The sequence below is a fragment of the Streptomyces yerevanensis genome (assembly GCF_000716805.1).
Taxonomy (GTDB): domain Bacteria; phylum Actinomycetota; class Actinomycetes; order Streptomycetales; family Streptomycetaceae; genus Streptomyces; species Streptomyces flaveus.
The window spans coordinates 71547-96221 of sequence record NZ_JNWJ01000025.1; the positions used below are offsets into that span (position 1 = coordinate 71547).

Annotated in this window: 21 protein-coding genes and 1 tRNA gene; 7 read left to right on the forward strand and 15 right to left on the reverse strand. The window is 68.7% G+C overall.

Features of this window, described 5'->3' with window-relative positions:
• Window positions 1-29: 29 nt before the first annotated feature.
• The 7 genes from OP79_RS25185 to OP79_RS25215 all read right to left on the reverse strand — a co-directional run bounded on the left by OP79_RS25185 (window position 30) and on the right by OP79_RS25215 (window position 5696).
• Window positions 30-515 carry a hypothetical protein gene (locus OP79_RS25185; RefSeq protein WP_033323105.1) on the reverse strand — a complete coding sequence of 162 codons (486 nt, stop codon included), beginning with the start codon at window positions 513-515 and terminating at the stop codon, window positions 30-32.
• A gap of 65 nt (window positions 516-580) precedes the next feature.
• The gene (pth, locus tag OP79_RS25190) at window positions 581-1183 is read right to left on the reverse strand and encodes an aminoacyl-tRNA hydrolase (RefSeq protein WP_033323106.1); all 603 of its coding nucleotides are present in this window, start codon (window positions 1181-1183) and stop codon (window positions 581-583) included.
• 69 nt (window positions 1184-1252) lie between these two features.
• The gene (locus OP79_RS25195; protein WP_033323108.1) at window positions 1253-1843 is read right to left on the reverse strand and encodes a 50S ribosomal protein L25/general stress protein Ctc; all 591 of its coding nucleotides are present in this window, start codon (window positions 1841-1843) and stop codon (window positions 1253-1255) included.
• 220 nt (window positions 1844-2063) lie between these two features.
• The gene (locus OP79_RS25200; RefSeq protein ID WP_033323110.1) at window positions 2064-3038 is read right to left on the reverse strand and encodes a ribose-phosphate diphosphokinase; all 975 of its coding nucleotides are present in this window, start codon (window positions 3036-3038) and stop codon (window positions 2064-2066) included.
• A gap of 109 nt (window positions 3039-3147) precedes the next feature.
• Window positions 3148-4596, reverse strand: a complete 1449-nt coding sequence (glmU, locus tag OP79_RS25205; protein ID WP_078492001.1) for a bifunctional UDP-N-acetylglucosamine diphosphorylase/glucosamine-1-phosphate N-acetyltransferase GlmU — start codon at window positions 4594-4596, stop codon at window positions 3148-3150.
• Window positions 4597-4739: 143 nt separating this feature from the next.
• Window positions 4740-4811 (reverse strand) — tRNA-Gln (locus tag OP79_RS25210).
• 27 nt (window positions 4812-4838) lie between these two features.
• Window positions 4839-5696 carry a hypothetical protein gene (locus OP79_RS25215; RefSeq protein ID WP_033323113.1) on the reverse strand — a complete coding sequence of 286 codons (858 nt, stop codon included), beginning with the start codon at window positions 5694-5696 and terminating at the stop codon, window positions 4839-4841.
• A gap of 167 nt (window positions 5697-5863) precedes the next feature.
• Here OP79_RS25215 and OP79_RS25220 point away from each other — a divergent pair, with 167 nt between their 5' ends.
• Window positions 5864-7177 carry a sensor histidine kinase gene (locus tag OP79_RS25220; protein ID WP_033323115.1) on the forward strand — a complete coding sequence of 438 codons (1314 nt, stop codon included), beginning with the start codon at window positions 5864-5866 and terminating at the stop codon, window positions 7175-7177.
• A 23-nt stretch (window positions 7178-7200) separates the two neighbouring features.
• Here the strand turns inward: OP79_RS25220 and OP79_RS25225 are convergent, their stop codons facing one another.
• Window positions 7201-7698: an SUKH-3 domain-containing protein gene (locus OP79_RS25225; RefSeq protein WP_033323117.1), complete on the reverse strand. Its 498-nt coding sequence runs from the start codon at window positions 7696-7698 to the stop codon at window positions 7201-7203.
• 73 nt (window positions 7699-7771) lie between these two features.
• A complete protein-coding gene (locus tag OP79_RS25230; protein WP_033323119.1) occupies window positions 7772-8275 on the reverse strand; it encodes a YwqJ-related putative deaminase in 504 nt (167 codons plus the stop codon).
• Between the two features lie 273 nt (window positions 8276-8548).
• Here OP79_RS25230 and OP79_RS25235 point away from each other — a divergent pair, with 273 nt between their 5' ends.
• The 3 genes from OP79_RS25235 (at window position 8549) to OP79_RS25250 (ending at window position 13595) form a co-directional block, all read left to right on the forward strand.
• Window positions 8549-9535, forward strand: a complete 987-nt coding sequence (locus OP79_RS25235; protein ID WP_078492002.1) for an SMI1/KNR4 family protein — start codon at window positions 8549-8551, stop codon at window positions 9533-9535.
• Between the two features lie 7 nt (window positions 9536-9542).
• Window positions 9543-12710 carry an SUKH-4 family immunity protein gene (locus tag OP79_RS52115; RefSeq protein ID WP_078492003.1) on the forward strand — a complete coding sequence of 1056 codons (3168 nt, stop codon included), beginning with the start codon at window positions 9543-9545 and terminating at the stop codon, window positions 12708-12710.
• A 66-nt stretch (window positions 12711-12776) separates the two neighbouring features.
• On the forward strand, window positions 12777-13595 hold the full coding sequence (locus OP79_RS25250; protein WP_051744904.1) for a coiled-coil domain-containing protein: 819 nt from the start codon (window positions 12777-12779) through the stop codon (window positions 13593-13595).
• 24 nt (window positions 13596-13619) lie between these two features.
• Here the strand turns inward: OP79_RS25250 and OP79_RS25255 are convergent, their stop codons facing one another.
• The 3 genes from OP79_RS25255 to OP79_RS25265 all read right to left on the reverse strand — a co-directional run bounded on the left by OP79_RS25255 (window position 13620) and on the right by OP79_RS25265 (window position 16573).
• Window positions 13620-15230 (reverse strand): sodium/solute symporter, encoded by a 1611-nt coding sequence (locus OP79_RS25255; protein ID WP_033323123.1) that lies wholly within the window; start codon window positions 15228-15230, stop codon window positions 13620-13622.
• Complete coding sequence (locus OP79_RS25260; RefSeq protein WP_033323124.1) at window positions 15227-15670, reverse strand: DUF485 domain-containing protein; 444 nt, start codon at window positions 15668-15670, stop codon at window positions 15227-15229. Before OP79_RS25260 ends, OP79_RS25255 begins: the two co-directional genes overlap by 4 nt.
• A 261-nt stretch (window positions 15671-15931) precedes the next feature.
• Window positions 15932-16573: a SagB/ThcOx family dehydrogenase gene (locus OP79_RS25265; protein WP_063741991.1), complete on the reverse strand. Its 642-nt coding sequence runs from the start codon at window positions 16571-16573 to the stop codon at window positions 15932-15934.
• 231 nt (window positions 16574-16804) lie between these two features.
• Here OP79_RS25265 and OP79_RS25270 point away from each other — a divergent pair, with 231 nt between their 5' ends.
• Complete coding sequence (locus OP79_RS25270; RefSeq protein ID WP_033323126.1) at window positions 16805-17230, forward strand: VOC family protein; 426 nt, start codon at window positions 16805-16807, stop codon at window positions 17228-17230.
• A 31-nt stretch (window positions 17231-17261) separates the two neighbouring features.
• Here OP79_RS25270 and OP79_RS25275 read toward each other — a convergent pair whose 3' ends face one another.
• On the reverse strand, window positions 17262-17579 hold the full coding sequence (locus OP79_RS25275; protein WP_033323128.1) for a hypothetical protein: 318 nt from the start codon (window positions 17577-17579) through the stop codon (window positions 17262-17264).
• A gap of 84 nt (window positions 17580-17663) precedes the next feature.
• Window positions 17664-19193, reverse strand: a complete 1530-nt coding sequence (locus OP79_RS25280; protein ID WP_033323130.1) for an MFS transporter — start codon at window positions 19191-19193, stop codon at window positions 17664-17666.
• 407 nt (window positions 19194-19600) lie between these two features.
• On the opposite strand from OP79_RS25280, the gene OP79_RS25285 reads away from it, so the two are divergent.
• Window positions 19601-20389 (forward strand): ABC transporter ATP-binding protein, encoded by a 789-nt coding sequence (locus OP79_RS25285; protein WP_033323132.1) that lies wholly within the window; start codon window positions 19601-19603, stop codon window positions 20387-20389.
• On the forward strand, window positions 20386-22965 hold the full coding sequence (locus OP79_RS25290) for an ABC transporter permease (protein ID WP_033323134.1): 2580 nt from the start codon (window positions 20386-20388) through the stop codon (window positions 22963-22965). Before OP79_RS25285 ends, OP79_RS25290 begins: the two co-directional genes overlap by 4 nt.
• A 137-nt stretch (window positions 22966-23102) precedes the next feature.
• Here the strand turns inward: OP79_RS25290 and OP79_RS25295 are convergent, their stop codons facing one another.
• Entirely contained in the window at window positions 23103-24560 is a 1458-nt protein-coding gene (locus tag OP79_RS25295) for a DUF2079 domain-containing protein (protein WP_051744907.1), read from the reverse strand.
• Between the last annotated feature and the right edge of the window lie 115 nt (window positions 24561-24675).

A 24675-nucleotide genomic window follows, 5' to 3' on the forward strand; every position in this document is an offset into this window, starting at 1 on the left:
ACGGGTAAGGGCGGCGGGGGCGAAAACCCTCACAGAGCGACAAACGCCGCCGTCAGCAACGTCAACCCCGCCCCACCCAACGCCCACGCAAGTCGTGGCAGCCGCAGCCCACCCGCCACCACCAGCGAAGCAAGAAGCAACGCACCGCCGAGCGGCACCCACGCGTACAGCAGCCCACCAGGCCCCGCACGCACCACCTCATCGCTCCCCGGCTTCACCACCACCGCGTACGTCTCGCCCTTCTTCGCCACAACCGTGCTCGAGATCGTGACCCGCTCACGCGCAGTGGACCCCGCCGACACCGGCGCATACGACCCCGTACAGCGATCATCCCCACACCGAGTGACCGTCATCGTGCCCTGCTCACGCCCCTTGGTGAGCATCACATGCTGCGCGGTACCCCACGAGGCCCAGACACCGGCGATCAACAGAAGCACCGCGACGGTCCCCATCGCCGCGAGCCGCCCGAACCGCAGCGCAGTACCCGCGCTCGGGCGAGAGGTAAGGGCAGACATGGCCGCGATCCTTGGCCATGGCCCAGCACTCGGTCAACTCCGACTAGCTCACACTGGCGGACAAGTCAGGAGTTGTACGTACTCTGCGCCCGCTCCAGCCCATCAATCACCAGACACTCCACCGCATCGGCCGCCCGATCCACGAAGTAACCCAGCTCCTTGCGCTCCGCAGCCGCGAAGTCCTTCAACACGAAATCCGCGACCTGCATACGCCCCGGAGGCCGCCCGATACCGAACCGCACCCGGTGATAATCCGAACCCATCACCTTCGTCATCGACTTCAGCCCGTTATGACCGTTGTCGCCACCACCCAGCTTCAACCGCAGCACGCCATAGTCGATGTCCAACTCGTCATGAACAGCAACGATATTCGCGACCGGCACCTTGTAGAAATCCCGCAGAGCGTTCACCGGACCACCCGACAGATTCATGTACGACATCGGCTTGGCCACCACCACCCGCCGACTGCCCGGCCCCGGCGGCCCAATCCGCCCCTCCACCACCAGAGTCTGCGCCTTCCCGGCCCGCTTGAACTTCCCCCCGACCCGCTCAGCCAGCAGATCAGCCACCATGAACCCCACGTTGTGCCGGTTCATCGCATACTCGGGCCCCGGATTACCCAGCCCCACCACCAACCAAGGGGCGCCGGCGTCGCTCGTCACGTCCATGTCTCCTTCATACGCGCCGACCGCCGCTCCCGGAGGAACGGCGGCCGGCAAAACGACGACAGTGCAGGATCAGGCCTCCGCAGAAGCAGCCTCGCCCTCGCCCTCCTCCGTCGGCTCCTCCGCCTGCGCGGCCAGAACCTGGAGAACAACCGCGTCCTCGTCGATCGCCAGCGTCGTACCCTCCGGCAGCGGGACGTCCTTCGCCAGAATCGAGTCACCGGCAGCCAGGCCCTCGATGGACACAGTCACCGACTCCGGAATGTGCGTGGCCTCCGCCTCGACCGGCAGCGCGTTCAGCACGTGCTCGACAAGGAAGGCACCCGGAGCCAGGTCGCCCTCGGTGTGCACGTAGATCTCGACATTGACCTTCTCGCCACTACGCACAAGCAGCAGGTCCACGTGCTCCAGGAAACCCTTGATCGCATCACGCTGAACGGCCTTCGGAATCGCCAGCTGCTTCTTGCCCTCGATCTCAAGAGCCAGCAGAACGTTCGGCGTACGCAGCGCCAACAGCAGATCGTGACCCGGCAGCGTCACATGAACCGGGTCGCCACCGTGGCCGTACAGCACACCGGGAACCTTGCTCTCACGGCGGATACGACGCGCCGCACCCTTGCCGAACTCGGTACGGGGCTCGGCAGCGAGCTTCACCTCGGCCATGCTCATCACTCCTCGTAGAAAAGGGGAAACGGAGTCACCCGGCCAAACAACGGCCTGCTACGAAGAGCGCGTCGATTACGGACCGCCGTACCAGCGCCTTCACAACGCCGTACGGCCTCCCTCGCCGAGCAACTGTGACAGCTTACGCGGCAGGAAGGCCGTACCAGAAATCGATCTTCAGACCCGAAACCGGCTACTCAACCCGGCAACTCGATCCGGTCTACTGGTCGTCGAACAGGCTCGTCACCGAACCGTCCTCGAACACCTCACGCACCGCACTCGCGATCGTCGGCGCGATCGACAACACCCTGATCTTGTCGAGCTGCAACTCACCCGGCGTCGGCAGCGTGTTCGTGAAAATGAACTCACTGACCCTCGAGTTCTTCAGCCGATCCCCGGCCGGACCCGACAACACCCCATGCGTCGCCGTCACGATCACATCCTCCGCACCATGCGCGAACAACGCGTCCGCCGCAGCGCAGATCGTGCCACCCGTGTCGATCATGTCGTCGACCAGCACACACACCCGGCCCTCGACATCACCGACCACCTCGTGCACCGTGACCTGATTCGCCACATCCTTGTCACGACGCTTGTGCACAATCGCCAGCGGAGCACCCAGACGATCACACCAGCGATCCGCCACCCGCACCCGACCCGCATCCGGCGAAACCACCGTCAGCTTCGCGCGATCCACCTTCTTGCCCACATAGTCCGCGAGCAGCGGCAGCGCGAAGAGATGATCCACCGGACCGTCGAAGAAGCCCTGAATCTGGTCCGTGTGCAGATCGACCGTCAGGATCCGGTCCGCACCCGCCGTCTTCATCATGTCCGCGACCAAACGCGCCGAAATCGGTTCACGCCCCCGGTGCTTCTTGTCCTGACGGGCGTAACCATAGAACGGCACAATCACCGTGATGCTCCGAGCGGAAGCCCGCTTCAGCGCATCAATCATGATCAACTGCTCCATGATCCACTGATTGATCGGAGCCGTATGGCTCTGAATCACAAAGCAGTCCGCACCACGCGCCGACTCCTCGTAACGGACATAGATCTCACCGTTCGCGAAGTCAAAGGCCTTCGTCGGAACAACCCCGACACCCAGCTGCTCGGCGACCTCCTCGGCAAGCTCGGGGTGGGCGCGGCCGGAGAAGAACATCAACTTCTTCTCGCCGGTCGTCTTGATCCCGGTCACAGCACTGTCTCCTCAGAGGTGTCTCAGCCGGCCGTCAAACAGTGACCACAGCTGGGTATGCGGATGTGCACCTATCACGGTACGCCGTCACAGACGCGCCGAATTCCGGTCAGCTCTCGCCCTCAGCCTCCCGAGAAGCCGCCTCCGCCGCCTTCGCAGCCGCGCTCCCCGGACGCTTCCGAGCCACCCAACCCTCAATATTCCGCTGCTGGCCACGGGCCACAGCCAACGAACCCGGCGGCACATCCTTCGTGATCACCGAACCCGCCGCCGTGTACGCACCATCCCCAACCGTGACAGGCGCCACAAACATATTGTCCGAACCCGTCTTGCAATGTGAACCCACAGTGGTGTGGTGCTTGGCCTCACCGTCGTAGTTCACGAAGACGCTTGCCGCACCGATATTGGAGTACTCGCCGATCGTCGCATCACCCACGTAGGACAGATGCGGAACCTTCGTCCCCTCACCGATCGACGCGTTCTTCGTCTCGACGTACGTCCCCACCTTCGACTTCAACCCCAGCCGAGTACCCGGACGCAGATACGCAAACGGCCCCACACTCGCCTCCGGCCCCACCTCGGCACCATCCGCCACCGTGTTGTCCACCCGAGCACCCGCACCAACCGTCGTGTCCTTCAGACGACAGTTGGGACCGACCTCCGCACCCTCGCCCAGATGCGTGGCACCGTGAAGCTGCGTCCCCGGATGCACGATCGCGTCCTGCTCGAACGTCACCGTCACATCGACCCACGTCGACGCCGGATCAACCACCGACACACCGGCCAGCATCGCCCGCTCCAGAAGCCGGTCGTTCAGAATCCGGCGCGCCTGAGCCAACTGCACACGGTTGTTGATCCCCGCGATCTCACGATGATCACCGGCCACCGAAGCCCCCACCCGATGCCCAGCCTCACGCAGAATGCCAAGGACATCCGTGAGGTACTCCTCACCCTGACTGTTGTCCGTACGCACCTTGCCCAGCGCATCCGCGAGCAGCCGGCCATCGAAGGCGAACACACCCGAGTTGATCTCACGGATCGCACGCTGCGACTCGGAGGCGTCCTTGTGCTCGACGATCGCCGTCACAGCCCCCGAGACCCCGTCACGCACGATCCGCCCGTAACCGGTCGCATCCGGAACCTCGGCGGTCAGCACGGTGACGGCATTCCCGTCGGCGGTGTGGGTCGCGGCGAGCTCCTGGAGGGTCTCGCCACTGAGCAGCGGAGTGTCCCCGCAGACGACGACCACGGTCCCGTCGACCGCACCGCCCAACTCCTCCAGCCCCATCCGTACGGCATGCCCGGTGCCGTTCTGCTCCGCCTGCACAGCCGTACGCACGCCCGGATCGACCTCGGCGAGATGCGCGGTGACTTTCTCGCGGGCGTGCCCCACGACGACGACCAGGTTCTCGGGCTCCAACTCGCGCGCGGCGGCAAGCACATGCCCCACAAGGGAACGGCCACAGATGTCGTGCAGGACCTTCGGTGTGGCCGACTTCATACGGGTGCCCTCACCCGCTGCAAGAACGACTACGGCTGCCGGGCGAATGGCGCTCACGGGTTTTGCCCTTCGGCTTCGATGACTGCGATGTCTGATGTCTTTGGGGTGCGGACATCGGCAGGATACCGGGGCGTTGTGCGGGGGAAATGTGAGCGGGGCCTGACCCCGTTTTCTTGGGGCAGGCCCCGAACCGAGAAGGGCTCCCCCGCCAGGACTCGAACCCGGACAGATGGCACCAAAAGCCACAGTGCTGCCAATTACACCACGGGGGAATAAAGCCGACCAAACCGGACATTCGGCTAGGTCGCCGTGTAGGCACCCAACACTATGCCGTACCAGGCGCCTTCCACGCGACGATACAACTCGGCGCTCTTGGCGACGTAGATGACCAAGCAGCCGCGGTAGGCGTCGTTCGTGTTCTTGCGGACAGTTCGAGGGTTGTGCTTCTTCAGAGTGGCTCGGCTGAACACGGACACGTCGACGCCCACGATGTCGGCCCAGTACTTCTCGGCGGCTTCCACGTCGGCGGTTTCGTGAATGCTGACCCGAAGGGTCAAGCGATCCCGCGACACTTCGAGCAACTCCAGCCAGCGCAGGAAAAGCTTGATCATGTTGGGGTCGCTGTTGATGAACTGCAGGACCTCAGCGCGCCGGTACGGCTTGTCCTTGGAGCCCTCGGCCCAGTACAAGCCGACACCGAGGAGGAACAGCTCGCGATCGGAGAGCTCGCCGACCGCCGCGGCTGCCGCCCGCTTGGTTTCCTCGCGCTCGCGGTCCTGAGAAGCGCGCAGCCGTGCGAGCCCCGCGTTCATGCGTGCTCGCTGTTCCTCCGGCGTGCACTTGGGTTCCGGGTGTGGCAGATCCCGTACCCATAGCGAGACCGAGCTCTTCGAGCAGCCCAGTTCGGCCTGGATCTGGTTGTACGTCCAGCCCTGGAGTCGTAGCTGTCGGGCCTTCTCGCGGAGGTCGTCCTTGGCCCTGGGGCGCTTCGTCCATTCCGGAGGCGGCTCGCCCTCTACGAGGCGCTGGAGGATCTCCTTGTTGTGAACCTGAAGCTCGTCCTGGATCTGCCGAAGGCTGTAGCCCTCGCGCCGCAGCGCGATCGCCTGCTCCCGCAGCCCCTCGAAGTCGGCGTACTTGCCGTATGCGTGTGCCATGGGCATACCTTCAGGCCCGAATAGGGGCGTCCGGACCGAAACCGTGTGCGGTTCGCCAGTTCGAGGGATTTCTGCCGTTTTCGCTCCTGTTCGATTGCGGTATGTGGTGTAGGCCAGTGCGGGAAAGTCACCGGAAAAGGTGGGGTGGACGCCCGTAGGCTGGAGGTATGACCACGACGGGGGAAGACCACACCGCGGCCGGGACGGGGCCGTGGTGGTGGGTGCGGTGGCGGAGTGCGTGGCTCGATGGTGGGCTCGCGTTGGTGTCCGCTGTCGAGTGTGCGTTCCAGGGGGTTCCGTTCGCGCGGGATGCGGGGTTGCCGGAGGCGGTGGGGGTCGTTTTCGGGCTGTTGGCGGGGTCCGTGCTGCTGTTTCGGCGTAAGTGGCCGATTGCTGTCGTTCTTGTCTCGATCGCGATCACGCCTGCCGCGATGGGTTTTCTGATGGGGGTCGTGGGGCTTTACACGCTGGCGGCGTCGGAGTTGCCGCGGCGGATCATCGGGGCGTTGGCGTCGATGTCGATGGTCGGGGTGCTGATCGTCGCGTATGTGCGGGCGCATCAGGGTGTGGTGCGTGGCGAGGTGGAGTTCGGTGAGTGGGCTGTGCCGTTCTTGTCGCTGACGACTTCGCTGGGTCTGACGGCGCCGCCGGTTCTTCTTGGTTTGTATGTGGGGGCGCGGCGTCGGCTGATGGAGAGCTTGCGGGAGCGGGCTGACTCCTTGGAGCGGGAGTTGCAGTTGCTGGCTGAGCGGGCGGAGGAGCGGGCTGAGTGGGCGCGGAACGAGGAGCGGACGCGGATCGCGCGTGAGATGCACGATGTGGTCGCGCATCGGGTGAGTCTGATGGTTGTGCATGCGGCGGCGCTTCAGGCTGTTGCGCGGAAGGATCCGGAGAAGGCGGTCAGGAACGCGGCGTTGGTGGGGGATATGGGCCGGCAGGCGCTGACGGAGTTGCGGGAGATGCTGGGGGTGTTGCGTACGGGGGACGGTCTGTCGCCTCGGGCGCAGCCGGTGCCGCTTGCGGCGGTGGGTGCGGCTGCTGCGGCGGCGGCGTCTCGGGTCGTCGATGACGAGGGTGGCGACGGGCCGTGCCTGGCCGATTTGGACGAGTTGCTCGGGCAGTCGGCGGCGGCCGGTATGGCGGTGGATCTGTCGGTCGACGGTGATTCGCGTGCGTATGCGCCGGAGGTGGAGCAGACCGCGTATCGCGTGGTGCAGGAGGCGTTGACGAACGTCCATAAGCATGCGGCGGGTGCGAAGACGCATGTGCGGTTGGCGCATCGTTCGGCGGAGATCGCGATGCAGGTGGAGAACGAGCCGCCGCCGGAGCCGGAGGCGGCTTCGGATGCGCGTCTGCCGAGTGGGGGGAACGGTTTGGTGGGTATGAAGGAGCGGGTTGCCGCGTTGGGTGGGGTGTTTGTGTCGGGGCCGACGGATGCGGGCGGGTTCCGGGTGTCCGCGGTGATTCCGGCGGAGGGCTGAGAGAGCCCCGGAGCCGGGCGGGTTCAGCCTGTCGTCAGGCGTACCGGTTCGATGCCCGAGAGGAGTCCGGTCAGGGCTTGGTCGATGTCGGAGCCCAGGTACCAGTCGCCGGTGTGGTCGAGCGTGTATACGCGTCCCTCGGCGTCGAGCGCGAGTAGTGCGCGGCTGTCGGATTCTTCGCCGAGTGGGCAGACCTCGGTGTCCAGGGCGCGGCCGAGGTCGGCGAGGGTGCGGGCCATGTGGAGGCCGTGCAGTGGGTCGAGGTGGAGGGGGGAGGGGGCGACCTGTCGGCCGGGTCCGGAGACGGGTACGTGGAGTCCGCCGAATTCCGCCCATGCTTCGACGGCTGCCGGGAACACGGCGTGTCGGTGTCCGGCGGGGGATTCGTGGTTGCGCAGGGCGTCGGCCCAGTATTCGGCCTGCTTTATGTCCCAGCGGCCTGGTCGCCATCCGGCGGCGCGCAGTGCGTGGTCGACGGGTGTGGGGAAGCGGGTGGTGGCGGTGGTGCGGTCGGCGTGCATGGGTCCTACGTTCGTCTGTGCGGTGTTCCTGGGGTGCTTATACGTGTACGTACGCGCGTGCGTGTGGGAAGGCTCACGTCTGTGATGCCGTGGGATCGATGATGCGTACGCCGAAGTGGGCGCTGAGTGCGGTGCAGGAGCGGCAGGGTGTGGCGAAGTTGCCGTGGAGGGGGTCGCCGTCTTCGCGGATGTAGCGGGCGGTGAGTTTGGCGTTTTTGAGGGTTTTGCGGGCTTCGCTGTTGGTCATGGGTTTGCGGGCGGCGCGTTTGGAGCGGGCTGTGTCGGCTGCGCTGAGGTGTCGGGAGATGAGGATTGTCTCGGCGCAGCGGCCGGTGAAGCGGTCGCGTTGGGCGCTGGTGAGGGTGTCGAGGAAGTCTCGTACGAGTGGGTGGAGTTCGGGTTGTTGGTCGCCGCGTGCGGCGGTGCCGGTGAGGGTGGCGCCGCGTACGGAGAGGGCGGCGGCGATGGTGGGGAGTATGCCGTCGCGGCGGTGGTGGAGGGCGGGTGCGTGGGGTCTTTCGGTGTTGCTCCAGCCGACCCGCGGGTCACCGGATGTGCCCGTCTGTGTGGCGTTCATGATCTTGTTTCCTCCCCATCCCCGCGGTGTGGCTGTTGTGGTCGCAGCCCCCGGGTGCGGGGACAGAGTGCCAAACTCCGTGGCTGGTGTGGAAGCGGAGTCCACCCGACACGCCTGTTCTTCGTCGCTCGGTCACGGCGGGGTGACGGCAGGTCACGGAGCCGTCGGGCCTGTGGGCCGGTGCGGAACCGGAGGCCCGGTGACCGGTGTCGTACAACCGCATAGGCTGTCGACGTCCGCGATCCAATCAGAACGCCGCAGGGGGCAACCGCCATGACGACAGGTCGGCTCGGGCAGCAAGCCGCGCCGCCGAACGCGGCTTATGCCGGGCAGGTCGTACATTTTCCGGATCCGGTCCGGGCCGCTCGTCATCCCAGGGGTGTGCGGGTCGATGAGTACGGCTATCCCGACTTCTCGGTCTATGCGCGTGCGGCGGCGGAGATCGCCGAGCCGCCCGAGGGCTTCGGTGTCGATGAGCTGCGGCTTACGGATTATGTGTCGGCGAACGCGGCTTTGGCGGCGACGGGGCATGACTTGTGGGACACCATTCCGGCGGTGGCGACTCCGCATGGCTGGACCTGGCATCACGTGCCGGGTTCGCGGCGTCTTGAGTTGGTGCCGGTCGAGGTGAAGGCCTTGCTGCGGCATCACGGTGGGCTTGCGACGGCGGCTGTCGACCAGGACAAGAGGGGTACGCGGCCGTTGCAGGAGACGCGGCCGGTGCATTTCGGGTTGCCGAAGACGTCGGTCGCGGTGTCCGAGCAGGAGGTGCAGGGTGTCGAGGAGGATCTGGGGTACCGGCTGCCGGGTGCCTATCGCTCGTTCCTGAAGGCGGCGGGCGGTTGTGCTCCGGTGGGGGCGGCGCTGGATGCCGAGTTGGGTCTGCTGGTGGATCAGCCGTTCTTCACGGTGCGCGACGAGGCGGCCGTGAACGATCTCGTGTACGTCAACAAGTGCCTGCGTGACCACCTCACCAAGGATTACCTGGGGGTGGGCTTCGTCCAGGGCGGGCTGCTCGCGGTGAAGGTGAAGGGTGAGCGGCTGGGGTCGGTGTGGTTCTGTGCGTTCGACGACGCGCGTGACCAGGACGCGTGGCCGCCGCCGGAGCGGGTGGAGCGGCTGTTGCTGCCTTGCGGTGATGACTTCGACCAGTTCCTGGGCCGGCTGGCGGGTAATCCGCCGGAGCTGGAGACCGTGGCGAACCTGATGGTGGACGGCGGCTTCGCGCGAGCCGTGTCCGTCTCTTCGGTGGGGGAGTGAACGTCCGATGGTGACCTTCGCGCAGGCGCAGGAGCGCGCGGAAGAGTGGATCAACGGTGATGTGGCCTCGTATCAGCATCGTGAGGTGCGGGTGCGGGAGTTCGAGCTCGGTTTCGTGGTCTGGGCGGAGGACCGGGCCGAGGGGCCGCGTTCCGACGGTGGTGCGCAGCGGCTGGTGATCGCGCGGGACAGCGGGGAGGCCACGTTGTGGCCTTCGCTGCCGGTGGGTGAGGTGATTCGCCGGTACGAGGAGGAGTACGGGTTGCCGGATGCGGCGCCTGAACCGGCGCCGGCGCCTCCGGCGCGGGTGGATCTGAACCAGACGTCGTTCCTGCTGACTCCCCCGGAGTGGTTGCAGGAGGCGGCGGATCGGATGGGGATTCCGGATCGGCGGGAGGGGTCGGGGGCTGGTTCGCTTTCGGGTTCCGCCGGTTCGCCTGCTGCGTCCGGTTCGGCTTCCCGTGCGTCCGGTTCATCCGGTTCGTCCTCGGGTTCGCCCGATGGGGCGGGGGCTCGTCCGGCTGCCGCCTCTGCTGACGTCGGGTCCGCCAACGGGGTGTCGGGGGGCGGGAGTTCGCGGCCCGGGATGTCGCCGGGCGGGTCCTCCGCTTCCGGGGGTGCTCCGTCGTGGCCGGCCGCCGGGGGCGGGTCCGAGCCGGGTTCCGGTGATGGTCCCGGTACGTCTTCCGAGGCGACCCCGTGGGCCGGGACCGACACCAATGCCGATGCGGGCGAGGACCGTTCGGTGCCGCTGCCCGCGACGGTGTTCGCACCGCCGCTGAGTGACGCCGACGACGGCCGTACGCCGCCGCCCACGCCGCCGGACGCCAAGACCGCCCTGATGCAGGGCGGCAGTCAGCTTCCGCGTACGGCGGTGTCCCCGGCGGTCGACGAGGAGCGGGGGTCGGGCGCGGCTCGGCCGGGTGCGGTTCCGGGTGCGCCGCCGCATGGCGCGCATGGTGCGCCGGGTACGCCGCCGCCGGGTGCTTCCCAGGGGGCGGGTGCGCCCGGTACTCCGCCGCCTGGTTCGTCGTACGGCTATCTGCAGGGGCCTGGTGCGCAGGGAGCCCCGCCTCCGGGTGCGCCCGGTACTCCGCCGCCCGGTTCCGCGTATGGCTATCCGCAGGGGCCCGGTGCCGTTCCGGGCACGCCGCCGCCCGCCGGACCGAATGCGCCGCAGCCGCCCGCCAGGCCCAACCCGCCGCAGCCGCCCGCTGGTTCGGGTGCGCCGGGGCGGCCGTTGGCGCCCCATGCCGGTGACATCGCCGACGCCGCGACCAGCAAGGCGCAGTCGCCGCCGCGTGGAGCGCGTGGCGGTGGCGCGAGTACGCCGCCTCCGCCGGGTGCGCCCGGGACGCCGGGGGCGCGGCCGGGGGGTACGCCTGCGCCGTCCGGGCCCGGTGCGCCGGGTGCTTCGGGGGGCGGTGGGTATGTGCCCACGCAGTTCGTCTCGCAGGTCGGTCCTGACGGGCCCGAGGGGCCAGGGGCGCCTGGTCAGCCGGGTGCGCCCGGGGGACCAGGCGCGCCGCAGCCGCCCGGTGCTCCCAACCCGCCGGGCGGTACGCCCTCGGGTGGCGTCCACCATGCGCCCACGATGTTCGCCGACCCGAACCAGCCCGGCGGCAGCTTGGGCGGCAGTTCCGGTGGCCCCAAGCCTCCGGGCCCGCCCGGTGCCCCCGGTCGGCCCGGCGCGCCGGGTACGCCTCCGCCGGGTGCCCCGGGTACGCCGCCCGGTGGCGTCCACCACCAGGCGACCATGCTCTCCGGCTCCGGCCCCGGCGCTCCTCAACCGCCCGGCGCTCCCGGCACCCCGGGTGCGCCCAAGCCGCCCGGCGCTCCGGGTGCCCCTGGTCAGCACGGCCGGCCCGGCGGCCCCGGAGCCCCGAACCCTCCGGGCGGCACGCCCTCCGCCGGCGTCCACCACCAGCAGACGGTGCTGTCCGGTCCCGGTCCCGCAGGCCCGGCTACGCCCCCGCCGCCGCAGGCTCCGGGGATGCCGCCGGGTGCGCCGCAGCACCCGACGCCGGGCCACCCGATGCCAGGCCATCCGACGCCAGGTCACCCGATGCCGGGCCAGCCCTCCATGCCGGGCCAGCCCTCCATGCCGGGCCCGGGTGGCGGGCCGACCCCCGGCCAGTCCATGCCAGGCCAGTCCATGCCCGGCCAGCAGCCCCCGGCGTACGGCTACCCGCAGCAGGGCCAGCCGACCGTCGGTCCCGGCTATCAGGCCGTACTCCGCTACCGCGCGCAGGACGGCTCAGAGCAGCAGCTCATCCGCCGTTCCGCGCCGGGCACCCCGCACCCGGAGTGGCAGATCCTGCACGAACTGCGCGCGATGAACGTGCCCCCGCAGCAGGTGCTTGAGCTCCACACGGAGCTGGAGTCCTGCGAGCTGCCGGGCGCGTACTGTGCGCGGATGATCCGCGAGAGCTGGCCGCAGGCGAGGATCACCAGCATCGCCCCGTACGGCACGGATCACGCGAGCCGTCAGCAGGGCATGGCCCAACTCCTCGCACATCAGGGCGAGTTGCACCAGGTCGCGGACGGGCCCGCCCGGCCGGCACCGGTGCGTGCGCCGTTGCCGCAGGTGCAGCCCGCGCCGCCGGTTCCGCCGGAGGCGATCGGTCAGGAGCTGGCGGCGGCGTTCGGGCCGGGGGTCTTCCGGTTCGACCAGGCGGCGGTGTCCCGGCAGGGCGTACCTCCGATCGTGGCGCACACCCTGGTCGTGGCCGGGCTGCCCATGGACATGAACCCGTTCTTCTGGGCCCAGGCCCAGCCGGGCCGTCCGGTCCCCACGCTCGCCGAACTGGCCCAGGAACGCGGGGTGCAGCCGGCTTCGGACGCGGGTTCGTACCTCGTCATGGGCAGCGATTTCGGCAAGGCGATCTGCGTCCAGTACGGCACGGCGAACATCGTGGCCGTACCGGTCGAGGCGGGTCCGGGCGGCGCACCCGTACCGCCGCAGTTCGTGAACACGGGGCTGCCGGAGTTCGCCCGCAGCCTGGCGCTCCTCGGCCGTATGTGGCGTCTTCGCTTCGGCCTGAACCAGGAGCAGGCGGGCCGCTGGACCGTCGACTTCCAGGCGGCGCTCGCCGCTCTCGACCCGCCGGCGCTCGGTTCGCCGGAGAGCTGGTGGTCGGTGCTGCTGGAACAGATGTGGGACGGCTTGCTCTGACGTCACCTTCTGTGAAGGGGCGGGCCCGGTCGATCGACCGGGCCCCGCGGTTACCGTCCCGAGCAGGTGGACGCGTACGCCGCGGAACTTTCGCAGGACCGCGACGCCGCGTGGGAACGGGCCGCCCGTCTGACCGTGCTGGCCAAGGAGATGGAGGCGGAGGCGCAGCGGCTGGCCGAGCTGGTGGCCGCGCTGCCTCCGCAGACGTACGAGAAGCTCGGCAAAGGTGCCGCGCAGATCTTCGAACTCGTCAAGGGGGAGGCGGCGGCCCTCCACGAGAACGCCCACCGGGAGGCGAGACGCATCCTGGAGGAGGCGGAGTCCGAGGCCGGCCGGGTTCGCGAGGCGGCACGGGCGGGAGCCGACGCGGTACGGGCCGCGGCCGACGAACGGGCCCGTCGGCGCTTGCTCGCCGCCCAGGCCGAGGCCGACGAACTGCGCATCGCCGCGCGCCTGGAGGCGAAGGAGCACCGTGGCGAGGCACTGGACGCGCTGCGCGACATGCGCCGGCGCTCGGAGGCGATGCTCGTCGAGCAGGCCAAGGAGCACGCCGACCGCCTGGAGGAGCTCGACCGTGCGACGGCGGAGCAGGAGGCCGCCCTGGACGCGGAGCACGTTCCGCTGCTGTCACGCGCCGAGGAGACCCTGGCCGAGGCCGAACGGGCCCTGGCCGAGGCCCGGGAGTCGGCCCGTCCCATCCAGGAGGAAGCGGAGTCCCAGGCCGCCGCCATCCTTTCGGAGGCGTACGCCCGCGAAATCCGGATCACCCACGAAACGGAACGACTGCTCCGCGCTCACGCCGCCCAAAAGGACGAAGTGCAGGCCCACATGAACCACGTACGGGACAGCCTCGTGACGCTGACGGGCCAGGCATCGATGGATTGAGGGTGCCCCGGCACGGCTGCACGGCTAACGCCCTCGCCGGACCACCCCTGCCAGAATCCACCCCTCGACCGCCTCGTACTGCCGCCGCTGCTCCTCTGCCTGCTGCCGCCCCGAAAGCATCGTCCCCAGCCACCCGAAGGCGAAGCCGAGAGGAATGGAGAGGAGCCCGGTGGTGGTGAACGGGAACCACGTGAAGTCGTGGTCGGGGAACGCGGAGACAGGCGAGCCGGAGACCAGAGTGGTGCCGGTCATCAGCACGAACGTACTGACCGAGCCGCCGATCAACGTGCAGAGCAGCCCCGCCCGGGTGTAGCGGCGCCAGAACAGCCCGTAGACCAGCGCGGGCGCGATCGCCGAGGCCCCGACGCAGAGCGAGAGTGTGACGAGCGGCTGCAGGTTGCGGTGCTGGACGAGCGTGGCCAGCAGGATCGTCGGGACGCCGACGGCAGCGGCGGACAGCCGGGCCAGCGTCATCTCGCGACGCGGTGACAGCTGCTTCTTGCCGTGGGCGAACACGTCATGTGCAAGGGAGTTGGCGCAGGCGAGAATCATCCCGGCCACCGATGCGAGCACGGTCAGGAAGATCGCCGCCGTGACGGTGGTGAAGAGCAGTGTCTCGGCCGTCGACGGGTCCGTCCCGAACACGGCACGCGAGCCCAGCAGATATGTCGTGTTGCCCTGTGGATCTGCCGCCGTGATCGCCTTACGCCCGATCATGGCCACCGTGCCGAAGCCGATGACCGTGATGATCAGCACGAACAGTGCCACGGCCGGCACCGCCCAGGACATCGACCGGCGCACCTCGCGCGCGCTGCCCGCGGTGTACATGCGCATGGTGATGTGCGGCAGCACCGCGCCGCCGAGTACCACCACCAGCTCTGTGGTGATCATGTCCAGTCTGGGGTTGGGCCCGCTCGCGAACTGCAGCCCGGAGTTGAGGAACGCCGGCCCCGCCCCGCTGTTCTCCGCCGCCGTGTCGAAGAGGCCGCCGAGGTTCCAGTCGAACTTGTTCAGGATGAATACGGCGATGACGGCGCCGGAACCGAGCAGCATCACGATCTTCAGGATCTGGATGAGCGCGGTGCCCTTCATGCCGCCGATCGCCGCGTAGCTGATCATCAGCGTGCCGAGCCCGATGATGCAGCCGGTCTTCAGCGAGTCGCTGGAGAAGCCGAGCAGAAACGCCAACAAATCGCCCGTACCGGCGAGTTGGACCAGCATCATCGGCATCAGCGCGGCGAGCGTCACGACGCAGGCGGTGATGCGTACGGAGCGTCCCGGCATCCGTCGCGCGAACACGTCGCCCATGGTGAACCGGCCCGCGTTGCGCAGCGGTTCGGCCAGCAGGAACATCAGCAGCATCAGGGAGAGTGCGGTGCTCAGGGCGAGTACGACCCCGTCGTAGCCGAAGAGTGCGATCACGCCGCCCGTGCCGAGCACCGTCGCGGCGGAGATGTAGTCGCCCGCGATGGCCAGGCCGTTGCGCATCGGGGACATCGAGTTGTAGCCGGTGTAGAACTCGTCGAGGTCGTCGCGGTCGGGGCCGGTCATCACGCACAGCAGCAGCGTGATGGTGGCGACGACCGTGAACGCCACGAGCGACATCGACTGTGCTGAGCTGCTGAACCCGGTCATCGGCCGCCCTCCGCCCGCTTGTCGTCCAACTCCGCCTGTTTCCTTATCCGTTCGGCGATCGGATCGACGCCGCGGCGGGCCGTGTACTCGTACAGCGCGATCGCCGCGCAGGTGACGGGCACCTGGATGAGCCCGAGCAGCAGCCCGACGGGCAGCCCGTCGGTGACGTCCTTCGCCATGAAGTCCGGCGCGTACGCGGACAGGACGAGAAAGAGCGTGAAGTAGCCCAGCGCGGTCAGCGTCGCCACGCGCCGCTGCCAGCGGTACGCGGTGCGCAGGACGCGGAGGTCGCTGTGGTGGCCGAGCGCGGCGTGCCGGGGGCGGTGGCGCGCGGGTTCGGGTTCCGGCGGCGGTTGTGGTGCCCAGGGGTAGGTGAAGTAGGACGGCGACGAGTCGTGGGGCGGTGGCACTGGGTACGACGGGGACGGGTCGTAGGACATCCCGGTTTTCCTTGCGTGGCTCGGGCCCGGGGTGCGGGCCGCAGGGAATTCTTTGGCGGGGAGGGTAGGGAAGGGGGCGGGAATGAGCCACGCACGCTACCTGCCGTCCTCAGGATGCGCCTCCTTTTCACCAAACTGATTGGTCGGTACGCGCTTACTCCGCTGACCTCGGGTGTTACCTGCGTTAACCCCACTTGCCCCATTGGTCAGTTGTGACGAAAACGTAAACGTCGAGAAGTGTCGCTTCGGGCCCTTTCGTGATCACTGGTCGCGGTCGGCAGGGCGGCCGACCGCGAGCAGTGCCAACGGGTGTTCGCCGGACGGCACGACCGCAGGGTTGAGGCCGAGGAGCCGGTCGTCGTCGAAGCCGGCGACGAGTACCGCGCCCAGGCCGGACTCGGTGGCCTGGAGGTAGACGTTCTGGCTTGCGTGGCCTGCCTCCAGCCAGACGTACCGCCGTCCCCGGCGGCCTTGCGGCGGCTGGTCGGCGAAGTGGCGCGTGGCCGTGTCCATGTCGCCGCTGAGCAGCAGCAGGGCCGCCGCGTGCCGCAACCAGTCGTGGTCGGCGAGGGTGGTGCGGGCGACCCGGTCGCGGTGATCGCCGTCGGCGACCAGGGTCAGTACATGGCGCTCGGCGTCGTACCGGTAGGCCCCGGCGGCCAGGCCGTCCACGTTGCCTGCCACCACGGTCAGCGTCAGGGGATACAACGCGTGCGCCGACGGGCATGTGCGGTGCCCGTCGGCGGTTCGCCCGTGTGCCGCCCACGCCATGAGGGTGAGCTGGGCGAGGCTCAGGGGCCGGGGTCCGAAGCTGCGGGTGCTGCGTCGCCGTACCAGCAGGGACCCCAGGTCACCGGCAGTCGTAGGCCGAGCAGGCGCCAGAGGTACTTCTCGTCGTGTCATCGGGCCAGGCAAGCACGTCCTGATGTGAGCGCTGCGCGACCACGTACTGCCGCTGCTGCGAGCGAACGGCGCTCTCACGTGACCGCACACCAGTTGCGAAAAGCGTGAACACTTTCCGTCGAACACCGGCTGCTCGGCGTGTATTCGGCCGCCCTGACGAAGGTGGATGAAGGACCCGAAGAGGTCGATACCGCATGGCGGCTGCTCGACGACTGAGCACACACTGGAGTCATGAACGCAGACGACAGGAACCTTCTGGCCCTGGGAAGCGTGGCGACCAGGCTTCCTGCCCAGGACCTGGAGCGGGCGCGGCGCTTCTACTCCGAGCAGCTCGGCCTTGAGCCCGTCGACGAGCGGCCCGGCGGGCTGTTGTACCGGTGCGGAGGCGTGGAGTTCGCGCTGTTCAAATCGACGGGAGCCTCTCCCGGCACCTTCACCCAGATGGGCTGGCAGGTCGACGACATCGAGGCGGTCGTGGCGGAGCTCAAACAGCGCGGCGTGGTGTTCGAGGAGGTCGATGTGCCCGGGTTCCGGACGAGGAACGGAATCGCGGACATCGACGGCCACTATCCGAGCAAGGGCGCACGGGGCGAACGCGCCGTCTGGTTCCGCGACAGCGAGGGGAACCTGCTGGGTATCGGCGAGCCGGTCTTCTGAGCAGGGCACCCGGCCCGGAGGGCGAGGCAGGTCAGTAACCCGTGGTCGCCCGCCATACCGGTCCCAGATACTCGGAGAGTCCGGATTCTTCGCGCCGCGCAAGGTCGACCAGGTCGGAATTCCGGAGGTCACCCTCTCCGGACATCATGATCTCCCGCACTTCGTCGGCCATCGGCAGCATCTCCGGTGAGAGCGACACCTCCGCCGAGCTCTCCACTTCCTCCGCCAAGCGGCGGAAATGGAGGATCAGCGCTGCCAACGCGACATCTCTGACCTCGAGTTGCTGTGCGTCCCGAAGCCGGGCGGCCTCCTGAGCCGTGACCATGAGGTCGCGCGCTTCGGCCGTCATGTGTCTCATTGCGCCCCTGGTGCATACGTGTCGGTGTGCGGACCGGCGAATCGTAGGGACAGCAGGTGAACGGCAGGGGGCCGATCACGAGTCGGCGGCGCCCTTCAACACCGGAAACCGCCGCGGTGCCATCAACAACAGCACCAGGAAGGCGAGTCCGGCCGCGCAGGCCGCCCCGTAGTAGACCGCGTGGACCGCGTCGGCGACCGCGTGGCGGAGGGGTTCGGAGGGGGTGCCCGAGTCGAGGGAACGGGTGACCGAGTCGAGGTCGCCGGCGCCGCCGAGGCGGGTGGCCAGCACGCCGTTCGCGATCGCTCCGAACAGGGCCGCGCCCAGCGTCTGGCCGGTCTGGCGGCAGAAGAGCACGGAACCGGTGGCCGTGCCGCGTTCGGACCAGACGACCGTTGACTGGACGCCTATGAGCAGGGGGAGTTGGAAGAGGCCGAGTGCGCCGCCGAGCAGGAACATGAGCAAGGCCGGCTGCCAGGGTTCGCCGGGATAGGGCAGGAACGGAAACGCGAGCAGGAGCAGCGCCGCCGTACCGATACCGATCAGCGCCGAGTTACGGAAACCGATCCTGCGGTACACATGCTGGCTGAGCGCCGCCGACACCGGCCAGCTCAACGTCCATACGGAGAGCACGAATCCGGCCGCTACGGGGGCGAGGCCGAGGACCGCCTGGGCGTAGGTCGGAAGGAAGACCGTCGGTGCCACCATCAGCAACCCCAGCGCGCCCAGTGCCAGATTGACCGCCGCGATGGTGCGGCGGCGCCAGACCCAGCCGGGGATGATCGGTTCGGCGGCCCGGCGTTCGATCAACACCGTGAGTGCGACGAGGGCAAGTCCCGTACCCAGTAGGGCGATTGAGGGAGCTGAAAGCCAGGGCCACGCCACTCCGCCCTGCACCAGAGCCGTCAGCAGTACGCCGCCGCATGCGAAGACGGCGAGTGCGCCCGCCCAGTCGATACGGGGGCGGGGGCCGGGCCGGCGCTTGGGTTCGTGGAGGTGGCGGACGATCAGCCAGAGGGCCAGCGCGCCGATCGGCAGGTTGATGAGGAAGATCCACCGCCAGTCGGCGTACGCCGCGAGGACTCCGCCGACCGCCGGGCCCGCGACCGCCGAGGTCGCCCAGACCGTGGACAACTTCGCCTGGATCTTGGGGCGTTGCTTCAGGGGGTAGAGATCGGCGGCGAGCGTCTGGACGGTCCCCTGGAGGGCGCCGCCGCCGAGACCCTGGACGATACGGAAGGCGATGAGCGCCGCCATGTTCCAGGCGAGCGCGCAGAGCAGGGAGCCGAGCAGGAAGATGGCCGCGCCCGCGATCAGTACCGGCTTGCGGCCGAAGGTGTCGGAGAGCTTGCCGTAGACGGGGAGTGTGACCGTCACGGCCAGCAGATAGCCCGAGAACAGCCAGGAGAACACGGAGAAGCCGCCGAGGTCGCCCACGATCTGCGGCACGGCGGTCGACACGATGGTGGAGTCGAGCGCGGCGAGGCCCATGGCGAGCATGAGCGCGGCGACGACGGCACGGCGTTTACGGGGCTCGACCGGCCCGGCGGCCGGTGGTGCGGACGGTGTGCCGGTGTCCGGCCCCTGGGTTTCCTCCTGGCTCACGGATTTCCTTTCCCCCTGCATCTATCTGCCGGAGGACACTCTCCCACTTCAGCCTCGAGCCGTGGGAGGTACGAGGCGGACCGGCCTCAAGGATGGAGGCGACCCCTAGGACCCCTCCGCCGACAGGTGGAGATCCCTTAGGGGTACCTCCGTACTACGGACCGGGGAGGCTTCGTACCGCCGGAGGACGAGATGCGACCTGCCCCCTCCTTAACCTGGCTTCACGCCGCTGAGGGCGGAGTACCGCACCTTCGGAGGTGGGGTTTACCCCCGGAAAAGACTGCGCTGAGCACCAGCGCGCCGGACCCCCTCCCGCCGCCAGACTCATTCCACGTAGAAGAGCACGCAGACCACGCACAGCACGCAGACGATGCGTACCACCTGCTGACCGACTTAGGAGACATACCGTGACTTCGGCTGTAACCATTCCCAGGCACGGGGGCACTGGAGGGCGTACGGCCGTTGCCGCGCGGGCGCGGCAGGTCGTCAAGGCGTACGGGTCCGGGGAGACCCGCGTCGTCGCCCTGGACCACGTCGACGTGGACATCGCGCGGGGCCAGTTCACCGCGATCATGGGCCCCTCGGGGTCCGGCAAGTCCACGCTGATGCACTGCCTCGCCGGCCTCGACACCGTCACCTCCGGGCAGATCTACCTGGACGAGACGGAGATCACCGGCCTCAAGGACAAGAAGCTCACGAAGCTGCGCCGGGACCGGATCGGCTTCATCTTCCAGGCCTTCAACCTGCTGCCGACGCTGAACGCGCTCGAGAACATCACGCTGCCGATGGACATCGCGGGCCGTAAGCCGGACCGCGGCTGGCTGAGCCAGGTCGTCGAGACGGTCGGCCTGAGCGACCGCCTCAAGCACCGGCCGACCCAGCTCTCCGGCGGCCAGCAGCAACGCGTCGCCGTGGCACGGGCGTTGGCCGCACGGCCCGAGATCATCTTCGGTGACGAGCCGACCGGGAACCTCGACTCCCGCGCCGGCGCCGAGGTGCTCGGCTTTCTGCGGCGCTCCGTCGACGAGCTCGGCCAGACCATCGTGATGGTCACCCACGACCCGGTGGCCGCCTCGTACGCGGACCGGGTGCTGTACCTGGCCGACGGACGGATCGTCGACGAGATGTGGAAGCCCACCGCCGAAACCGTCCTGGACCGCATGAAGGACTTCGACGCCCGGGGGCGTACGTCATGACTGTCATGAAGACCTCGATGCGCAACTTCTTCGCGCACAAGGGACGTATGGCCCTCTCGGCCGTGGCGGTCCTGCTGTCGGTGGCCTTCGTCTGCGGCACGCTCGTCTTCACCGACACGATGAACACGACGTTCGACAAGCTCTTCGCGGCCACCTCGTCCGACGTCCAGGTCAGCGCCAAGGGCGCCTCGGACACCGGTGAGACCCAGGCAGACAACGGCAAGCCGCCGGTCATGCCCGCGTCCGTGCTGGGCGAGGTGCGCAAGGCGGAGGGGGTCAAGTCCGCCGAAGGAACCGTCTTCTCCACCTCGGTGACCGTCGTCGACGCCGACAAGGACAGCCTCTCGCCCTCGGGCGGCGCCCCGACCATCGTCGGCAACTGGAACGCCAACGACGCCCGCACCATGAAGATCTCCTCCGGCAACGCCCCGCGCGGACCGGACCAGATCATGGTCGACGCCGACACCGCCGACAAGCACCACCTGAAGCTCGGCGACGAGATCGGCGTCATCACGGCGGTGGGCACGCACCGTGCCAAGGTCTCGGGCTTCGCGGAGTTCGAGGTCACCAACCCGGGTGCCGCGATCTTCTACCTGGACACGAAGACCGCGCAGAAGGCCCTGGTCGGCGACACCGGCGTCTACACCAACGTCAACGTCACCGCCGCCTCCGGCTTCAGCGACGCCCAGGTGAAGAAGAACGTCACGGCCACGCTCGACAGCGGCTACCAGATCCAGACGGCCAAGGAGGTCGCGGACGCCAACGCCAAGGACGTCGGCGATTTCATGGGCGTGATGAAGTACGCGATGCTCGGCTTCGCCGGGATCGCCTTCCTCGTCGGCATCTTCCTGATCATCAACACCTTCTCGATGCTGGTCGCCCAGCGGACCCGCGAGATCGGCCTGATGCGGGCGGTCGGGTCGAGCCGCCGGCAGGTCAACCGGTCCGTGCTCGTCGAGGCGCTGCTGCTCGGTGTCTTCGGCTCGGTGCTGGGGGTCGGTGCGGGCGTGGGCCTGGCCATCGGCCTGATGAAGCTCATGGGCGCCACCGGCATGAACCTCTCCACCGACGACCTCACCGTCGCCTGGACCACCCCGGTGGTCGGCCTGCTGCTCGGCGTCGTGGTCACCGTGCTCGCCGCGTACCTGCCCGCCCGGCGGGCCGGCAAGGTCTCGCCGATGGCGGCGCTGCGGGACTCCGGGGCGCCGGTGGACGCCAAGTCCGGTGTCATACGGGCTGTGCTGGGCCTGGTCCTGACAGGCGCCGGCGGCTACGGGCTGTACCTCGCGTCCCAGGCCGACAAGGCGAGCGAGGGCTCGATGTGGCTGGGCGGCGGTGTGGTGCTGTCGCTGATCGGCTTCGTCGTCATCGGCCCGCTGCTCGCGAGCGGTGTGGTGCGGGTGCTGAGCGCCGTGGTGCTGCGGATCTTCGGCCCGGTCGGGCGGATGGCCGAGCGGAACGCGCTGCGCAACCCGCGCCGTACGGGGGCGACCGGCGCCGCGCTCATGATCGGCCTCGCACTGGTCGCGTGCCTGTCGGTGGTCGGCTCGTCGATGGTCGCGTCGGCCACGGACCAGCTGGACAAGACCGTCGGCACGGACTTCATCATCCAGTCCGACAGCGGCCAGCTGATCACGCCGCAGGCGGTGCAGGCGGCCAGGACTGCGGAGGGCCTGAAGGGAGTCACCGAGTACAAGTGGACCGAGGCCGACTTCACCACCCCCGACGGCAAGACGCTCGAGAAAACGGCCATCACGGCGGCCGACCCGAGCTACGCCACGGACCTGAACACCGAGACGGTCGCCGGGAACCTCAAGGACGCCTACCGGCCCGACTCGATGTCCGTCCACGAGGAGTTCGCCAAGGCCCATGGCATCAGCCTCGGCTCGAAGATCTCCGTCGCCTTCAAGGACGGCTCCACCGCCCGGCTGACGGTCCGCGCGATCACCAGCAGTGAGGTCGTCATCGACCAAGGGGCCATGTACACAGCCATCGACACGATGGCCAAGTACGTCCCCGCCGACAAGATGCCGCTCGATGCGATGGTCTTCGCCTCGGCGAAGGACGGCCAGGAGGCGGCCGCGTACAAGTCGCTGAAGACCGCGCTGGACGACTACCCGCAGTACACCGTCCGCGACCAGACCGACTACAAGGAAGCGCTGAAGGACCAGATCGGCCAGCTCCTGAACATGATCTACGGCCTGCTGGCGCTGGCGATCATCGTCGCGATCCTGGGTGTGGTGAACACCCTGGCGCTGTCGGTGGTGGAGCGGACGCGGGAGATCGGCCTGATGCGGGCGATCGGTCTGTCGCGCCGTCAGCTGCGGCGCATGATCCGCCTGGAGTCGGTGGTGATCGCCCTGTTCGGCGCCCTGCTGGGCCTCGGCCTGGGCATGGGCTGGGGCGCGACCGCCCAGCAGCTCCTCGCCCTGGAGGGCCTGAAGGTCCTGGAGATTCCGTGGCCGACGATCATCGGGGTGTTCCTGGGGTCCGCGTTCGTGGGGCTGTTCGCAGCGTTGGTACCGGCATTCAGGGCGGGCCGGATGAACGTACTGAACGCGATCGCGACGGAGTAGCTGCCGCAGGCTTCTGTGGACGGGGGCAGGGGGAAGGAGCCCGGCGCTGGGGGCGCCGGGCTCCTTCGCGTTCGTTTTCGACTGCGCGACCAGCCACGACGAACCCGCAGCTTACGAACCGCGCCCCCAGCGGAGCGTCATCGCTCGCGTCCGAGAACCACGTACCCCTGGGCGGAGCCCACAACGACGTACGCCGCGCGCGGGTGCAGTTGCCGGACATAGCCCGGAACGTCCTCGTAACGCCCGGACGAGTTGTCCAAGGCGATGAAGTCCGGCGTCACCCCACGGGTGTTGGTGATCCAGAAGACCCGGCACCGAGACGTGAGCCGACTGATCGGCCCGATGTTGGACTCGACGGTCGCGCCGTCCGGGATCCGCCCCAGCAGCCCGTCAATGGCGGAAACACGCGCGGGCACGCTGTAGGCCGCGGACTCGGTCAGCGCCCCCAGCGGCAACGTGGTCGTCAGCGCGAGTGCCGCCGAGGCGACGGCGGTGGGCAGATGAAGCGCGTACGACCGAACCCAGGCCCGCGAACTGTGCCGCGCGCGGGCGAGCGCGTCGGCGAGGGCGAGTACGACGACCGGCATCAGGACCGCGCTGTAGTGCCACTCCGTATCCCAGTGATGCGGATCGGAGGAGAAGAACCGCCAGCCCAGGGTCGGCAGGATGACCAGCAGGAGCGGGGAACGCAGGGCCAGCAGCCCGGTGGTGGGGATCAAGAGCCAGGCGAGGGTGCGGAGTTTGGTGTCGAAGCCGTCGAAGGGGCCACTCGAGTCGCTGACCTTGCTCCAGTAGTCGTAGGCGTCCGTGGTGTTGAAGGCAGGTATGACCAGGGTCATGGTGACCACCGTGGCCAGCACGCCGAAGGCCGCGACCCCGAGTGCGTACAGGGCTGTCCGACGAGACTTCTTCCGGGCTCGCAACGCGACGACCAGGGCGAGAGCGGCCAGCGTCAGACCCAGGTCCTCCTTGACCAGGACGAGGGGGAGGGCCCAGCACAGTGCGGCCCGCCACCGCTGCCGCAGCAACGCCTCCAGGGCGAAGGCGATCAGTGGGACGGCGAAGCAGATCTCGTGGAAGTCGAAGTCGACGGCCCGCTGGATGCCCCATGACAGTCCGTACGCGACGCCGAGCGCGAGCCCGCGCCGCCGGCCGAGCAGCCGGGCGGCGGCCCGGGTGACCGGCACGGCGGACAGCGCCAGCAGCGCGGCTTGGGCGACGAGCAGTGTGACGGGGGAGGGGAAGAGCCGGTAGAGAGGGGCGAGCAGCGCGGTGACGGGGCTGAAGTGGTCGCCCAGGACGTTGGCCCCGGGGCCCTTGAGATCCACGACGGGCACCTGGAGATGGGCGTACGCGCGCACGGCCTGCTCGAAGATGCCGAGGTCCCAGGACCTGGTTCCCAGCCGCAGGTAGCGGCCTATGGAGACCACGGCATACGCCACGAACAGCACGCCGGCCAGGATCTGTGGATCCCGCCGCCCGTCCAGCAGGCGGCGCAGCCCCCGGTCACGGGAGGACGCGACCGGCGCCGGGACGAGGGGCGGGTCCTGCGCGGTCCGGTCGGTTTCGGACGTGGCGACGGGGGCTCCGTGCACGGATCGGGTCCTTCGGTCGGGCCAGGGGTTCGACTTGAGACGGTACCTCTGCGGTGGGTGTGTCCAGACGTTGTCCACAGGCCCGACACCCGTGACCGAGCCGACGTACCCTAGG

Excerpts from the sequence above, each read along its gene's own strand:
- OP79_RS52115 (WP_078492003.1), top strand. The coding sequence starts at position 9,543 with ATGGTGACCTTCGCGCAGGCGCAGGAGCGCGCGGAAGAGTGGATCAAC.
- OP79_RS25265 (WP_063741991.1), bottom strand. The coding sequence starts at position 16,573 with ATGACACGACGAGAAGTACCTCTGGCGCCTGCTCGGCCTACGACTGCC.
- OP79_RS25225 (WP_033323117.1), bottom strand. The coding sequence starts at position 7,698 with ATGCACGCCGACCGCACCACCGCCACCACCCGCTTCCCCACACCCGTC.
- OP79_RS25275 (WP_033323128.1), bottom strand. The coding sequence starts at position 17,579 with ATGACGGCCGAAGCGCGCGACCTCATGGTCACGGCTCAGGAGGCCGCC.
- OP79_RS25270 (WP_033323126.1), top strand. The coding sequence starts at position 16,805 with ATGAACGCAGACGACAGGAACCTTCTGGCCCTGGGAAGCGTGGCGACC.
- pth (WP_033323106.1), bottom strand. The coding sequence starts at position 1,183 with ATGGACGTGACGAGCGACGCCGGCGCCCCTTGGTTGGTGGTGGGGCTG.
- OP79_RS25220 (WP_033323115.1), top strand. The coding sequence starts at position 5,864 with ATGACCACGACGGGGGAAGACCACACCGCGGCCGGGACGGGGCCGTGG.
- OP79_RS25215 (WP_033323113.1), bottom strand. The coding sequence starts at position 5,696 with ATGGCACACGCATACGGCAAGTACGCCGACTTCGAGGGGCTGCGGGAG.
- OP79_RS25260 (WP_033323124.1), bottom strand. The coding sequence starts at position 15,670 with ATGTCCTACGACCCGTCCCCGTCGTACCCAGTGCCACCGCCCCACGAC.
- OP79_RS25230 (WP_033323119.1), bottom strand. The coding sequence starts at position 8,275 with ATGAACGCCACACAGACGGGCACATCCGGTGACCCGCGGGTCGGCTGG.
- OP79_RS25235 (WP_078492002.1), top strand. The coding sequence starts at position 8,549 with ATGACGACAGGTCGGCTCGGGCAGCAAGCCGCGCCGCCGAACGCGGCT.
- OP79_RS25185 (WP_033323105.1), bottom strand. The coding sequence starts at position 515 with ATGTCTGCCCTTACCTCTCGCCCGAGCGCGGGTACTGCGCTGCGGTTC.
- OP79_RS25195 (WP_033323108.1), bottom strand. The coding sequence starts at position 1,843 with ATGGCCGAGGTGAAGCTCGCTGCCGAGCCCCGTACCGAGTTCGGCAAG.
- OP79_RS25255 (WP_033323123.1), bottom strand. The coding sequence starts at position 15,230 with ATGACCGGGTTCAGCAGCTCAGCACAGTCGATGTCGCTCGTGGCGTTC.
- OP79_RS25290 (WP_033323134.1), top strand. The coding sequence starts at position 20,386 with ATGACTGTCATGAAGACCTCGATGCGCAACTTCTTCGCGCACAAGGGA.